Consider the following 13,595-nt stretch of genomic DNA (forward strand, 5'->3'; position numbering starts at 1 on the left):
CATATGGCCGACTCGGGGTTGCTTCTTATTACTGACGGGTAGCATCATCTTAGCTACTTGCTGGTACGTGTACATAGATGCGGGGAGTCAGTGCCTCGCCGATCCCTTACGGAGCCGTCGCCATGGGGCACTACAAGTCGAATCTCCGCGACATCGAGTTCAACCTCTTCGAGGTGCTCGGGCGCGACAAGCTGTACGGCACCGGCCCGTTCGCGGAGATGGACACGGACACCGCCAAGAGCATCCTGGAAGAGCTGACCCGCCTCTCGGAGAACGAGCTGGCCGAGTCCTTCACGGACGCCGACCGCAATCCCCCGGTCTTCGACCCGGCGACGAACACCGCGCCGGTCCCGGCCTCTTTCAAGAAGTCGTACAAGGCGTTCATGGACTCCGAGTACTGGCGTCTCGGCGTGCCCGAGGAGATCGGCGGCTCCACCTCTCCCCGCTCCCTGATCTGGGCCTACGCGGAGCTGATCCTCGGCGCGAACCCGGCCGTCTGGATGTACTCCAGCGGCCCCGCGTTCGCGGGCATCCTCTTCGAGGAGGGCAACGAGGTCCAGAAGCACATCGCCAAGGTCGCCGTGGAGAAGCAGTGGGGCTCCACCATGGTCCTCACCGAGCCGGACGCCGGCTCGGACGTGGGCGCCGGCCGCACCAAGGCGATCCAGCAGGAGGACGGCTCCTGGCACATCGAGGGTGTGAAGCGCTTCATCACCTCCGGTGAGCACGACATGGAGGAGAACATCCTCCACTACGTCCTCGCCCGCCCCGAGGGCCACGGCCCCGGCACCAAGGGCCTGTCCCTCTTCCTCGTCCCGAAGTACGAGTTCGACTTCCAGACGGGCGAGCTGGGCGAGCGCAACGGCGTGTACGCGACGAACGTCGAGCACAAGATGGGCCTCAAGGCCTCCAACACCTGCGAGATGACCTTCGGCGACCGCCACCCCGCCAAGGGCTGGCTGATCGGCGACAAGCACGACGGCATCCGCCAGATGTTCCGCATCATCGAGTTCGCCCGCATGATGGTCGGCACGAAGGCCATCTCCACGCTGTCGACGGGCTACCTGAACGCGCTGGAGTACGCCAAGGAGCGCGTCCAGGGCACCGACCTGGCGAACTTCATGGACAAGGCCGCGCCCAAGGTCACCATCACGCACCACCCGGACGTGCGCCGCTCGCTCATGACGCAGAAGGCGTACGCCGAGGGCATGCGCGCCCTGGTCCTGCACACCGCCGCGGTCCAGGACGAGATCCAGATCAAGGAGGCCGCCGGCGAGGACACCTCCTCCGCCGAGGCCCTGAACGACCTCCTCCTGCCGATCGTGAAGGGCTACGGCTCCGAGAAGGGCTACGAGCTGCTCGCCCAGTCGCTCCAGATCTTCGGCGGCTCCGGCTTCCTGCAGGAGTACCCGATCGAGCAGTACATCCGCGACGCCAAGATCGACACGCTGTACGAGGGCACCACCGCCATCCAGGGCCAGGACTTCTTCTTCCGGAAGATCGTCCGCAACCAGGGCGCCGCGCTGAACTCCCTCGCCGAGGACATCAAGAAGTTCCTGGCCCTCGGCACGGGCGGCGAGGAGCTGTCCGCCGCCCGCGAGCAGCTCGCCAAGGCCGCCGTCGAGCTGGAGGCCATCGTCGGCCTCATGCTGACCGACCTCGCCGCCACCGAGCAGGACGTCAAGAACATCTACAAGGTGGGCCTCAACACCACCCGCCTGCTGATGGCCTCCGGTGACGTGGTCGTCGGCTACCTGCTGCTGCGCGGTGCCGCCGTCGCCGCGGAGAAGCTGGAGACCGCCTCCGCCAAGGACAAGCCCTTCTACACCGGCAAGATCGCGGCCGCGAAGTTCTTCGCCGCCAACGTGCTGCCGGGCGTCACCGGCGCCCGCAAGCTCGCCGAGGGCGTCGACCTGGACCTGATGGAGCTGGACGAGGCCGCCTTCTAGGAGCCCGCCGGCCGCTTTCGGGCCGGGCGAGCACCGGACCGGCACCTGACCGTCCGCTCAGGTGTCCCGAGGTGTCCGCCCTTCACATCCCCCTTACGAGGGCCCGTTCCCAACACCGGGAGCGGGCCCTCGTGCGTCGTTAAGGTGAAACCATGAGTACACCCACCCGCTTCGACCGCGGCCACACCGACGACCTCATGTCCTTCCTCACGGCGAGCCCGACCCCGTACCACGCCGTGGCGACCGCCGCCGAGCGGCTGGAGAAGGCCGGGTTCCGTCAGGTCGCCGAGACAGACGCGTGGGAAGGGACCAGCGGCGGGAAGTACGTGCTGCGCGGAGGGGCGATCATCGCCTGGTACGTCCCCGAGGGCGCCGAGCCGCACACACCGTTCCGGATCATCGGCGCGCACACCGACTCCCCGAACCTGCGGGTCAAGCCCCTGCCCGACTCCGGCGCGCACGGCTGGCGGCAGGTCGCCGTGGAGATCTACGGCGGACCGCTGCTGAACTCCTGGCTCGACCGGGACCTGGGCCTGGCCGGACGCCTGTCGCTGCGGGACGGCTCGACCCGGCTGGTCAACATCGACCGCCCCCTGCTGCGCGTGCCGCAGCTCGCCATCCACCTGGACCGTTCCGTCACCAGCGACGGCCTCAAGCTCGACAAGCAGCGCCACCTCCAGCCCGTCTGGGGACTCGGCGACGCCCGCGAGGGCGACCTGATCTCCTTCCTGGAGGAGGAGTCGGGGCTGCCCGCGGGCGAGGTCACCGGCTGGGACCTGATGACCCACTCCATCGAGCCCCCCGCCTACCTGGGCCGCGACAACGAACTGCTCGCCGGTCCGCGCATGGACAACCTGCTGTCCGTGCACGCGGCCACGGCCGCACTGGCGGCGGCCGCCGCCGCGGACTCCGCGCTGTCCTACATCCCGGTCCTCGCCGCCTTCGACCACGAGGAGAACGGCTCCCAGAGCGACACCGGCGCCGACGGCCCCCTGCTCGGCGGCGTGCTGGAACGTTCTGTCTTCGCCCGCGGCGGCTCCTACGAGGACCGGGCGCGCGCCTTCGCCGGCACCGTCTGCCTCTCCTGCGACACCGGCCACGCCGTGCACCCCAACTACGCCGAGCGGCACGACCCGACGCACCACCCGCGCGCGGGCGGCGGCCCCATCCTCAAGGTGAACGTCAACAACCGCTACGCCACCGACGGTTCGGGCCGGGCCGTGTTCGCCGCCGCCTGCGAGAGGGCCGGCGTGCCGTTCCAGTCCTTCGTCTCCAACAACTCCATGCCCTGCGGCACCACCATCGGCCCCATCACGGCGGCGCGGCACGGCATCAGGACGGTCGACATCGGCGTGGCCATCCTGTCGATGCACAGCGCCCGCGAACTCTGCGCCGCGGACGACCCGTTCCTGCTGACAAACGCGCTGGTGGCGTTCCTGGAAGGGCGGCCCGCCTCCGTGTGACGGTGCCGCACACCGTCGCCGGAAGACGGCGCGCGGCACCGTGAGGGCTCCCCTCCGCATGGCCCGTGGGGTCCCGGGTACCCGGAACGCGTCCGGTACGACTCGGAGTTGCTACCTCAAGGAGACGACACCCATGGGCCTGGGCGGATGCATCATCCTGATCGCCGCAGGGGCGATCCTCACGTTCGCGACCGACTGGCACATGCAGGGGGTCAACCTTCACCTGGTCGGCGTGATCCTCATGATCGTCGGGCTGATCGGCGTGACGACCTTCAGCAGCATCGCGAGGCGCAGGCGCGTCGTCGTACCGCCGGCCGCGACGGTCGTGGACGACGACCGGCACCGCCGTGACGGTTACTCGGACGGCTACGGCGTCTGAGCCGGGACAGGCGTAGCGCGCGACGGGTCGCCGGTCCAGGACGTGCCCCGTCGTCGCGTCCACGTGGGCGGGGATCCCGTCGTGGCGGCCGGCCGCCGGCCGGCGCGAGCGGGTGCGCCGGGCGACGGGACTCGGCCCGTCGGCCTACCGGCGGCGTTTCAAAGCGCCCGCCGGGGAACCGGTGACGGCATGAGATACCTCGTACGCGACCGGCTGCTCGGCTTCGGTGACGACTACTGGATCGAGGACGACCACGGCGACAGGGTCTTCCTCGTCGACGGCAAGGCCATGCGGCTGCGGGACACCTTCCAGCTGAAGGACACCGGCGGACGCGTCCTGATCGACATCCACAAGAAGATGTTCGCGCTGCACGACACGATGATCATCGAGCGGGACGGCGATCCGCTCGCGACCATCAAGCGCAAGCGCTGGTCCCTGCTCCGCAACCACTATCGCGTGTCGCTGGTCGACGGCACCGAACTCGACGTCAGCGGCAAGATCCTCGACCGCGAGTTCGCCGTGGACCACGACGGCGAACTCCTCGCCCGGATCTCCCGCCGCTGGCTCCGCCTCCGCGACACCTACGGCGTCGACGTCGTACGGGAGGACGCCGATCCGGCGCTGCTGATCGCGGTCACGGTGTGCGTGATCCACCTGGCGGAGAAGGAACGGGGGGTCGGCTGAGCGCACGTCCGGCCGCGCGGCCGGGCGGACGCCCGCCGGAACGGCGAGGCGGGACCCGGCCGGCGGTGGTGGAGCGGGTGCCGGCCCGCGGGCGGGGCGGCGGTCAGCGGGCGGGGGTCTCCAGGCCCAGCAGGCGGTCCTTCAGGGCCGGGAACTGTTCCCGTGTCGCCGCGACCTTCGCCGGGTCGAACTCCACGGTGAGGATCTCCTCGTCAGGCCCCGCCTCGGCGAGGACGTCACCCCACGGGTCGACCACGATCGAGTGACCCGCCTGGGGAACCCCCGCGTGCGTGCCGGCCGTTCCGCAGGCGAGGACGTACGCCTGGTTCTCGACGGCGCGCGCCCGGGCGAGCAGGGTCCAGTGGGCGCGGCGCCGTTCGGGCCAGCCGGCCGAGAGGACGAAGGTCTGCGCCCCCGCGTCGACGAGCCCGCGGAACATCTCGGGGAAGCGCAGGTCGTAGCAGGTGGCGAGGCCGACGACGGTCTCCGGCAGCTCCACCGTCACCAGTTCCGTGCCGGCGCCCATCAGCACGGCCTCGCCCTGGTCGAAGCCGAAGCGGTGGATCTTGCGGTAGGAGGCGACGAGTTCGCCGGCGGGGGAGTAGACGAGGGAGGTGTTGTAGAGCGCACCCCCGGCCGCGGAACCGGTCCCGGACGTGGCACGCTCGGGGACCGAGCCGGCGTGCAGCCACACGCCCGCGTCGCTCGCGGCCTTGCTCATCGCCTCGTGGGTCGGCCCCCGGAGCGGTTCGGCCCGCGCGGCGAACTCCTCGTAGGCGAAGGCGCCGGTGGTCCACAGCTCGGGGAGCACGACGAGATCGACTCCGGCCTGATCACGTACCAGGTCCGCCACGCGCCGCCTGCGCGATGCGACCGATTCGTCGTCGTTTACGTCGATCTGGAGGAGCGAGGCGCGCACACTACCACCGTCCTGGCAATTCGAGCCGTCGATACGGGCCTACGATCGTCACACGAAAGCACTGCCGGGGTGCCTCACAGCAGCGTAACTTAGCGTCCCAAGACACCCGCTGCCTGTGAAATGCCCGCGTCCAACCGCCCGAGGGGTCCCGTTCCGTGAGTCTGCATCCGAGCCTTCAGTCCTACGCCGACGCCTGGACCCACTCGATCGAAGCGATATCCGAGCTGGTGCAGCCGCTCGTGGAGGGCGAGTGGAACCGGCGGACCCCGTGCCCCGGCTGGTCGGTCCGTGACATCGTCTCGCACGTCATCGGGCTGGACTGCGAGATGCTCGGCGACCCCCGGCCGATCCACACCCTTCCCCGCGACCTCTACCACGTCACGAACGAACACCAGCGGTACATGGAGATGCAGGTCGACGTGCGCCGCCACCACACGGCGCCGGAGATGACCTCCGAGCTGGAGTACACGGTCATCCGCCGCAACCGGCAGCTGCGGAACGAGTCGCGGCAGCCCGACGCCAAGGTGCGGGGTCCGCTGGGCACCGAGATCACCCTCGAGCAGGCGATGCGCAACCGCGCCTTCGACGTGTGGGTGCACGAGCAGGACCTGCGGTGGACGCTGGGCCGGCCGGGGAACCTCGACTCCCCCGGTTCGGGGATCGTGCGGGACCAGCTCCTGGCCGCGCTGCCGAAGATCGTCGCCAAGGACGCGGGGGCGCCCGCGAACTCCGCGGTCGTCTTCGACGTGCACGGTCCCGTCGAGTTCCTCCGCACCGTCCGCGTGAACGCCGACGGGCGCGGGACGATAAACGGCTCGCCCTCCCTCGGCCCCGCGGTGAGCCTGAGCCTCGACTGGGAGACCTTCGTCCGGCTCTGCTGCGGTCGCGTCAACCCCGACGCCGTGTCCGACCGGATCAAGGCCGAGGGCGACCCGGAACTGACCGCGGCGATCCTGCGCAGCCTCGCCGTCACGCCGTAACGGGCGGGTCGGGAACCCACGCGGGCGACGGGGCGGGGGTGCTCCCCGCCCCTCCGTCCCGCTCCACGTGCCCCGGACGGCGGCAGCGGCACGGCGACGGGACAGCCACAGCGGCGGCAGGACAGCGGTGCGGCCTTCGCGGCTACGCCGGTACGTGCACCGTCTCCACCCGGCTGGCCACGAGCCGCTCCCGTTCCCGGCGGGCCGCCTGCGTGCGCAGCCGGAAGATCTGGCTCAGCCCGAGCGCCTGGAGCACGAACACGGCCGCGAAGGCGATCCGATAGTTCTCGCCGGTGGCGTCGAGCAGGACGCCGATGGCCAGCAGCGTCGTCATGGAGGCGACGAAACCGCCCATGTTGGTGATCCCGGACGCGGTTCCCTGACGCTCCGGCGGGTTCGCCGGGCGCGCGAAGTCGAAGCCGAGCATCGAGGCCGGACCGCAGAGCCCGAGCACCACGCACAGCACCACCAGCAGCCACATCGGGGCGTGCCCACCGGGGTACACCAGCACCCCCGCCCACACGACGGCCGTCGCCGCGACCGTGCCCAGCGCCAGCGGAAGCCGCGCGGTGTGGTGCCGGGCGACGATCTGTCCGTACACCAGCCCGGCACCCATGTTGGCCAGGACGACGAGTGTCAGCAGCTCACCGGCCGTGGCCCGCGTGAGGCCCTGGGCCTGGACGAGGAACGGCATCCCCCACAGCAGCAGGAACACCATCGCCGGGAACTGCGTGGTGAAGTGCACCCACAGCCCCAGCCGGGTGCCGGGTTCCCGCCAGGAGGCGAGGATCTGCCGGCGGACATAGGCGGCGCCCCTGTGCGGGAACGGCTCGGGGTGGTGGCCTTCGGGGTGGTCCTGCAGGAACAGCAGCAGGAGGACGAGGACGAGCACACCGGCGGCGGCGCTGCCGGCGAACGCGGCCGTCCAGCCCACGCCGTGCAGCAGCCTGGCGATCACGAGGGTCGAGACGAGGTTTCCGGCCATGCCGGCCAGGCCCGCGAGCTGCGCGACGAGCGGTCCGCGCCGGGCGGGGAACCACCGGGTGCCGAGCCGCAGCACGCTGATGAACGTCATCGCGTCACCGCAGCCCAGCAGGGCGCGCGAGGCGAGCGCCATGCCGTACGACGAGGAGAACGCGAAGCCCAGCTGTCCCGCGGTGAACAGCAGGACGCCGATGGCCAGCACCTTCTTGGTGCCGAGCCGGTCGACGAGGAGCCCGACCGGTATCTGCATGCCCGCGTAGACGAGGAGCTGGAGGATGGAGAAGGTGGACAGGGCGGAGGCGCCCACGTGGAAGCGCTCCGCCGCGTCGAGCCCGGCCACCCCCAGGGACGTACGGAAGATGACCGCGACGAAGTAGACCGCGACACCGATGCCCCAGACGGCGACCGCGCGCCGGCCGCCCGGCGGGTCTCCGGGCAGGGTGGCCGGGGAGCTCATCGGACCTCGCCCCGGGCCAGGTTGGAGAACCAGCTCACGTGTCCGTGGATGAGGGCGACGACCGCGTCGGCGTCGCCGGAGCGCAGCGCCTCGAGGATCTGCTCGTGCTCGACGAGCGTCTTGGTGATCCGGTCGGGGTGGGCGTGCATCACGGCGACTCCCATCCTGAGCTGCCTGTCGCGGAGCTGGTCGTAGAGGCGGGAGAGGATCTCGTTGCCCCCGCTGCGGACGATCTCGGCGTGGAAGCAGCGGTCGGTGACGGCGGCGCCGGCCAGGTCACCGGCGGCGGCCTGTTCCTTCTGCCGGTCGAGCAGTTCCTCCAGACGGGCCAGGAGCCGCGGCGACGCCGGTACGGCCTTGCGCGCGGCGTGCTCCTCCACGAGCTGGCGGGTCTCGACCACGTCGGCGATCTCCTGGGCGGAGACCGGCAGGACGAGCGCGCCCTTCTTCGGGTAGAGCTTGATCAGCCCTTCGACCTCCAGGCGGAGCAGCGCCTCGCGGACCGGGGTGCGTGAGACGCCCACCGCGTCGGCGAGTTCGCCCTCGGTGAGCAGGGACCCGCCCTCGTAGCGGCGCTCCAGGACCCCGTCCTTGACGTGTGTGTAGACGCGGTCGGCCGCCGGCGGCTGCTTCACGGGGGACCGCGTCGGCACGGGAGGGGCTGAATTCATGCGCACATCATAGATACAACACGTACGCATTCCAGGGCGCGTTCCGGCATGCGGACCCCAACGGCCTCCGCGTGTAACCCAGATCACATGAATTTCACCCGCCGGGCGCACATCCCTTCACCCGGCCCACGAGTCTGAACGTGGGACGGCACTCTCATGCGCCGTTCTCCCAGGGGCATTTCGCGCATTCGGAGCGTTCATTTTGATTACCGGCATTAAGGGCACGCGTTTCCGCAGGGCCGCCGCTGTGACCCTCACCACCGGCGCCGTGCTGGCAGCCGGAGCCTTCGGCGCCGCGCCGGCGGGCGCCGTCGCCACGCCCACCGTCACCGCCAAGGGCGGTTACACCATGAACAGCGGAACCGGTACGACCCTCTACACGAAGGCCGCGGACACCAAGCTGTCCACCGGTTCCACCACGAAGATCATGACGGCCAAGGTCGTGCTCGCCCAGACGAACCTGGACCTGGACGCCAAGGTCACGGTCTCGAGCGCGTACAGCAACTACATCGTCGACAACGGCTACCTCTCCACGGCCCACCTGATCGTCGGCGACAAGGTCTCCGTCCGTCAGCTCCTCTACGGTCTGATGCTGCCGTCCGGCTGCGACGCCGCCTACGCGCTCGCCGACAAGTTCGGCTCGGGCTCGACGCGCGCCGCGCGCGTGAAGTCGTTCATCGGCAAGATGAACACCACCGCGCAGAGCCTCGGCATGACGAACACCCACTTCGACTCGTTCGACGGTGTCGGCCACGGTGCGAACTACTCGACGCCGCGCGACCTGACGAAGCTCGCCCGCAGCGCCATGAAGAGCACCACGTTCAAGACGATCGTCAAGACCGTCACCACCAAGCAGAAGGTGACGACCTCGAGTGGTGGCTACCGCTACTACACGTGGGAGAACACCAACAAGCCGCTGCTGACCGGCTACTCCGGCACGATCGGCGTCAAGACCGGGTCGGGCCCCGAGGCGAAGTACTGCCTCGTGTTCGCCGCCACCCGTAACGGCAAGACGATCATCGGTACGGTGCTCGCCTCCTCGTCGATCACCAACCGCACGGCCGACGCCAAGAAGCTGCTGGACTACAGCTTCGCCCGCTGAGACCGCGGACGCGGAAACACAGCGGTACAGATCCGAAGAGGGGCCTGCCGGGCGGTGCGCGGCGGGCCCCTCTGCTGTGCCGGGCCGTCCGGGACACCCGGTCCGGCCCATGCCGAGGGCGCCTCTTCACGTACGGCGAAGAGGCGCCCTCGGCGGTCGTGCGATCGCTTCCGGCCGGACGGACTCACATCCGCGCGGCCGGACGGCTCACGCCCAGGTGATCAGCCGCCTGGGCTGCTCCAGGACGGCCGCGGTGTCGGCGAGGACCTTGGAGCCGAGCTCGCCGTCGACCAGGCGGTGGTCGAAGGAGAGTGCCAGCGTGGTGACCTGGCGGGGCTTGACCTTGCCCTTGTGGACCCAGGGCTGGAGCTTGATCGCGCCCACCGCGAGGATCGCGGACTCGCCGGGGTTGAGGATCGGCGTGCCGGTGTCGACGCCGAAGACGCCGACGTTGGTGATCGTCACCGTGCCGCCCTGCATCGCGGCCGGCGAGGTCTTGCCCTCCCGGGCCGTGGCCACCAGTTCACCCAGCGACTCGGCCAGCTGCGGCAGGGTCTTGGAGTGGGCGTCCTTGATGTTCGGCACGATCAGCCCGCGGGGGGTGGCCGCGGCGATGCCCAGGTTCACGTAGTGCTTCTGGACGATCTCCTGGTTGGCCTCGTCCCAGGACGCGTTCACCTCGGGGTTGCGCTTGATCGCGACGAGCAGGGCCTTGGCCACGAGCAGCAGCGGGTTGACCCGCAGCCCCTGCATGTCCTTGTCCTGCTTGAGCTCCTCGACCAGCCGCATCGTGCGCGTCACGTCGACCGTGACGAACTCGGTGACGTGCGGCGCGGTGAACGCCGAGCCGATCATCGCGGCGGCCGTCGCCTTGCGGACGCCCTTGACCGGGATCCGGGTCTCCCGCGCGCCGTCGTACGACACGGCGGGGGCCGGAGCGGGTGCCTGCGGCTGGACCGGGGCAGGCTGGACCGCGACGGGGGTGGCGACCGGAGCGGGGGCCTGTGCCGGGGCGGCGGCCGCGTGCACGTCCTCGCGGGTGATGATGCCGTCCGGGCCCGACGGGGTGACCGTCGCCAGGTCGACGCCGAGGTCCTTGGCCAGCTTGCGGACCGGGGGCTTGGCGAGGGGCCGCTGCTGCGGTGCGGACCCGTGGCCGTTGAGCTCGCCCTGGATCGCGGTGGCCGCGTACATCGCCCCGCCCTGCTGGGCCGGGGTCTCGGCGCCCTTGCGGGGGCGCCGCTTGGTGGAGGACTCCGCCACGCCGTACCCGACGAGGACCGGCTTGCGGCCCTCGGGCTTGGCCTCCTCCTCGACGGGGGCCTGCGCCGGAGCGGCGGGCGCCGCCGGAGCCTGCGCGGCGGCCGGGGCCGCCGGCGCGGGCGCCGCGCCACCGGACACGTCCACCGCGATGATCACCTGGCCGACGTCCACCGTCGTGCCCGCGGGGAAGCGGAGTTCGCTCACCACGCCGTCGTAGGGGATCGGCAGTTCGACCGCGGCCTTGGCGGTCTCGACCTCGCACACGACCTGTCCGTCGGTGACCGTGTCACCGACCTGGACGTACCACGTGAGGATCTCCGCCTCGGTGAGTCCCTCACCCACATCGGGCATCTTGAACTCGCGGAGCCCCGACGCGTTCTCAGTCATCGTCGTCACGACTCTCTCCTAGTACGCCAGCGAGCGGTCGACGGCGTCGAGCACCCGGTCCAGGCCCGGAAGGTACTCCTCCTCCAGGCGTGCCGGCGGGTACGGGGCGTGGTAGCCGCCGACCCGCAGGACGGGTGCCTCCAGGTGGTAGAAGCACCGCTCGGTGATCCGGGCCGCGATCTCCGCGCCCGTCCCGAGGAACACCGGTGCCTCGTGCACCACGACCAGGCGGCGGGTCTTCTCGACCGAGGCCTGGATCGAGTCGAAGTCGATCGGCGACATCGAGCGCAGGTCCAGGACCTCGATCGACTTGCCCTCCTCCTGGGCGGCCGCGGCGGCCTCCAGGCAGACCTTCACCATCGGGCCGTACGCGACCAGGGTGAGGTCGCTGCCCTCGCGCGCGAGGTGCGCCTTGTGCAGCGGACCGGGGATGGCGTCCTTGTCGACCTCGCCCTTGTCCCAGTAGCGCCGCTTGGGCTCGAAGAAGATCACCGGGTCGTCGCTCTGGATGGCCTGCTGCATCATCCAGTAGGCGTCGCCGGCGTTCGAGGGAGAGACCACCTTCAGGCCCGCCACGTGCGCGAACAGCGCCTCCGGGGACTCCGAGTGGTGCTCGACCGCGCCGATGCCGCCGCCGTAGGGGATGCGGATGACGACGGGCAGCTTGATCTTGCCGAGCGCCCGCGCGTGCATCTTCGCGAGCTGGGTGACGATCTGGTCGTACGCCGGGAAGACGAACCCGTCGAACTGGATCTCCACGACCGGACGGTAGCCGCGCAGGGCCAGACCGATCGCGGTGCCGACGATGCCGGACTCGGCGAGCGGGGTGTCGATGACCCGCTCCTCGCCGAAGTCCTTCTGGAGCCCGTCGGTGACCCGGAAGACACCGCCGAGCTTGCCGACGTCCTCGCCCATGACGAGGACCTTGGGGTCGGCCTCGAGGGCCGTGCGCAGCGATTCGTTGATCGCCTTGGCCAGCGCCATCTTTTCCGTCGTCATGGCTACTTGCCCTCCACGGCGTCCGCGAACGACGCCTGGTAGGCGGCGAACTGGGCGCGCTCCTCGTCGACGAGCGCGTGCCCGTCCGCGTACACGTTCTCGAAGATGGCGAAGTGGTCCGGGTCAGGCATGGCTCGTACCACGTCGCGTACCCGCTTGCCGAGCGCCTCGCTCTCGGCCTCGAGCTCCGCGAAGAATGCCTCGTCCGCGTGGTTCGCGGCCTCCAGGTGGGCGCGCAGGCGCAGGATCGGGTCCTTCGCCTCCCAGGCCGCGCGCTCGTCGTCGCCCCGGTAGCGGGTGGGGTCGTCGGAGGTGGTGTGCGCGCCCATGCGGTAGGTGTACGCCTCGACCAGGGTGGGGCCCTCGCCGTTGCGGGCCCGCTCCAGCGCCCACTTGGTGACCGCCAGGCAGGCGAGGACGTCGTTGCCGTCGACGCGGACGCCGGGGAAGCCGAAGCCCTGCGCGCGCTGGTAGAGCGGCACGCGCATCTGGCGCTCGGTCGGCTCGGAGATCGCCCACTGGTTGTTCTGGCAGAAGAACACGACCGGCGCGTTGTAGACCGCGCCGAAGTTGAAGGCCTCCATGACGTCGCCCTGGCTGGAGGCGCCGTCACCGAAGTACGCGATCACGGCCGAGTCGGCACCGTCCTTGGCGACGCCCATGGCGTAGCCGGTGGCGTGCAGCGCCTGCGAGCCGATGACGATCGTGTACAGGTGGAAGTTGTTGCTGTTCGGGTCCCAGCCGCCGTTGTTCACACCCCGGAACATGCCGAGCAGGTTGGTCGGGTCGACCCCGCGGCACCAGGCGACGCCGTGCTCGCGGTAGGTCGGGAAGACGTAGTCGTCGGAGCGGGTGGCGCGGCCGGAGCCGATCTGGGCGGCCTCCTGGCCGAGCATCGAGGCCCACAGGCCCAGCTCGCCCTGGCGCTGCAGGGAGGTGGCCTCGGCGTCGAAGCGACGGCTCAGGACCATGTCCCGGTACAGACCGCGCAGCTCTTCGGGGGTGATGTCGGCGACGTACGGGTCGTACGTGGCGTCCTTGACCCGCTTGCCCTGCGGGGTCAGCAGCTGAACGAGCTCCGGCCCGCCGCCCGTCGCCCCGGGCGACTTCCTGGCGGCCGCGCCTGCGCTCCTGCTCGCGGCGCTCTTGGTACCGGTCGTACTGGCGCTCGCAGCGCTCTTCGTACCGGCGCTGCGTCGCGGCTTGCGCGCGGCAGTGCTCTCCACGGTCACGTGTGCTCCTCCGTCGGTCCGGCCCCCGGGGTTGCCGGAAGGCTGGGGTCCCCCTCGCTCGCGGTTCGAGCTCGGGAGAGCGGCTCGCCTGTTCCGGCACCCGTGCACGGGGTGGGTGCCACTCGG

12 protein-coding genes are annotated in these 13,595 nt (G+C 70.5%); 6 read left to right on the forward strand and 6 right to left on the reverse strand.

What is annotated here, in order from left to right; all coding sequences use genetic code 11:
- Nucleotides 1-122: 122 nt before the first annotated feature.
- The 4 genes from ACFW6B_RS22505 to ACFW6B_RS22520 all read left to right on the forward strand — a co-directional run bounded on the left by ACFW6B_RS22505 (nucleotide 123) and on the right by ACFW6B_RS22520 (nucleotide 4,475).
- A complete protein-coding gene (locus tag ACFW6B_RS22505) occupies nucleotides 123-1,949 on the forward strand; it encodes an acyl-CoA dehydrogenase (protein ID WP_386598285.1) in 1,827 nt (608 codons plus the stop codon).
- A 152-nt stretch (nucleotides 1,950-2,101) separates the two neighbouring features.
- Nucleotides 2,102-3,412, forward strand: a complete 1,311-nt coding sequence (locus ACFW6B_RS22510) for a M18 family aminopeptidase (protein WP_386598286.1) — start codon at nucleotides 2,102-2,104, stop codon at nucleotides 3,410-3,412.
- Between the two features lie 133 nt (nucleotides 3,413-3,545).
- Complete coding sequence (locus tag ACFW6B_RS22515) at nucleotides 3,546-3,791, forward strand: DUF6458 family protein (protein ID WP_386598287.1); 246 nt, start codon at nucleotides 3,546-3,548, stop codon at nucleotides 3,789-3,791.
- Between the two features lie 189 nt (nucleotides 3,792-3,980).
- Complete coding sequence (locus ACFW6B_RS22520; RefSeq protein WP_386598289.1) at nucleotides 3,981-4,475, forward strand: LURP-one-related/scramblase family protein; 495 nt, start codon at nucleotides 3,981-3,983, stop codon at nucleotides 4,473-4,475.
- Between the two features lie 103 nt (nucleotides 4,476-4,578).
- Here the strand turns inward: ACFW6B_RS22520 and ACFW6B_RS22525 are convergent, their stop codons facing one another.
- Nucleotides 4,579-5,394: a carbon-nitrogen family hydrolase gene (locus tag ACFW6B_RS22525; RefSeq protein ID WP_386598290.1), complete on the reverse strand. Its 816-nt coding sequence runs from the start codon at nucleotides 5,392-5,394 to the stop codon at nucleotides 4,579-4,581.
- A 155-nt stretch (nucleotides 5,395-5,549) separates the two neighbouring features.
- Here ACFW6B_RS22525 and ACFW6B_RS22530 point away from each other — a divergent pair, with 155 nt between their 5' ends.
- Entirely contained in the window at nucleotides 5,550-6,374 is an 825-nt protein-coding gene (locus ACFW6B_RS22530; RefSeq protein WP_386598291.1) for a maleylpyruvate isomerase family mycothiol-dependent enzyme, read from the forward strand.
- 142 nt (nucleotides 6,375-6,516) lie between these two features.
- Here ACFW6B_RS22530 and ACFW6B_RS22535 read toward each other — a convergent pair whose 3' ends face one another.
- Together ACFW6B_RS22535 and ACFW6B_RS22540 are read right to left on the reverse strand one after the other, a co-directional pair.
- The gene (locus tag ACFW6B_RS22535; protein WP_386598292.1) at nucleotides 6,517-7,815 is read right to left on the reverse strand and encodes a nitrate/nitrite transporter; all 1,299 of its coding nucleotides are present in this window, start codon (nucleotides 7,813-7,815) and stop codon (nucleotides 6,517-6,519) included.
- Entirely contained in the window at nucleotides 7,812-8,486 is a 675-nt protein-coding gene (locus ACFW6B_RS22540; RefSeq protein ID WP_386598294.1) for a GntR family transcriptional regulator, read from the reverse strand. Before ACFW6B_RS22540 ends, ACFW6B_RS22535 begins: the two co-directional genes overlap by 4 nt.
- 202 nt (nucleotides 8,487-8,688) lie before the next feature.
- Between ACFW6B_RS22540 and ACFW6B_RS22545 the strand changes: the two genes are divergently transcribed.
- Nucleotides 8,689-9,588 (forward strand): D-alanyl-D-alanine carboxypeptidase family protein, encoded by a 900-nt coding sequence (locus ACFW6B_RS22545; protein ID WP_386598295.1) that lies wholly within the window; start codon nucleotides 8,689-8,691, stop codon nucleotides 9,586-9,588.
- Nucleotides 9,589-9,795: 207 nt separating this feature from the next.
- Here ACFW6B_RS22545 and ACFW6B_RS22550 read toward each other — a convergent pair whose 3' ends face one another.
- From ACFW6B_RS22550 to pdhA, 3 genes are read right to left on the reverse strand one after another with little or no spacing between them, the layout of a single operon-like run.
- Complete coding sequence (locus tag ACFW6B_RS22550) at nucleotides 9,796-11,247, reverse strand: dihydrolipoamide acetyltransferase family protein (RefSeq protein WP_386598296.1); 1,452 nt, start codon at nucleotides 11,245-11,247, stop codon at nucleotides 9,796-9,798.
- A 9-nt stretch (nucleotides 11,248-11,256) separates the two neighbouring features.
- The gene (locus ACFW6B_RS22555) at nucleotides 11,257-12,237 is read right to left on the reverse strand and encodes an alpha-ketoacid dehydrogenase subunit beta (RefSeq protein WP_386598297.1); all 981 of its coding nucleotides are present in this window, start codon (nucleotides 12,235-12,237) and stop codon (nucleotides 11,257-11,259) included.
- A gap of 2 nt (nucleotides 12,238-12,239) precedes the next feature.
- Nucleotides 12,240-13,469: a pyruvate dehydrogenase (acetyl-transferring) E1 component subunit alpha gene (gene pdhA, locus ACFW6B_RS22560; RefSeq protein WP_386598298.1), complete on the reverse strand. Its 1,230-nt coding sequence runs from the start codon at nucleotides 13,467-13,469 to the stop codon at nucleotides 12,240-12,242.
- Between the last annotated feature and the right edge of the window lie 126 nt (nucleotides 13,470-13,595).

Origin of the sequence: Streptomyces sp. NPDC058751 (genome assembly GCF_042746485.1) — a bacterium.
Lineage (GTDB): Bacteria > Actinomycetota > Actinomycetes > Streptomycetales > Streptomycetaceae > Streptomyces.

What these genes read in the sequence shown, in the direction of transcription:
- ACFW6B_RS22505 (WP_386598285.1), top strand. Translation starts at nt 123, where the DNA reads ATGGGGCACTACAAGTCGAATCTCCGCGACATCGAGTTCAACCTCTTC.
- ACFW6B_RS22510 (WP_386598286.1), top strand. Translation starts at nt 2,102, where the DNA reads ATGAGTACACCCACCCGCTTCGACCGCGGCCACACCGACGACCTCATG.
- ACFW6B_RS22515 (WP_386598287.1), top strand. Translation starts at nt 3,546, where the DNA reads ATGGGCCTGGGCGGATGCATCATCCTGATCGCCGCAGGGGCGATCCTC.
- ACFW6B_RS22520 (WP_386598289.1), top strand. Translation starts at nt 3,981, where the DNA reads ATGAGATACCTCGTACGCGACCGGCTGCTCGGCTTCGGTGACGACTAC.
- ACFW6B_RS22535 (WP_386598292.1), bottom strand. Translation starts at nt 7,815, where the DNA reads ATGAGCTCCCCGGCCACCCTGCCCGGAGACCCGCCGGGCGGCCGGCGC.
- ACFW6B_RS22540 (WP_386598294.1), bottom strand. Translation starts at nt 8,486, where the DNA reads ATGAATTCAGCCCCTCCCGTGCCGACGCGGTCCCCCGTGAAGCAGCCG.
- ACFW6B_RS22555 (WP_386598297.1), bottom strand. Translation starts at nt 12,237, where the DNA reads ATGACGACGGAAAAGATGGCGCTGGCCAAGGCGATCAACGAATCGCTG.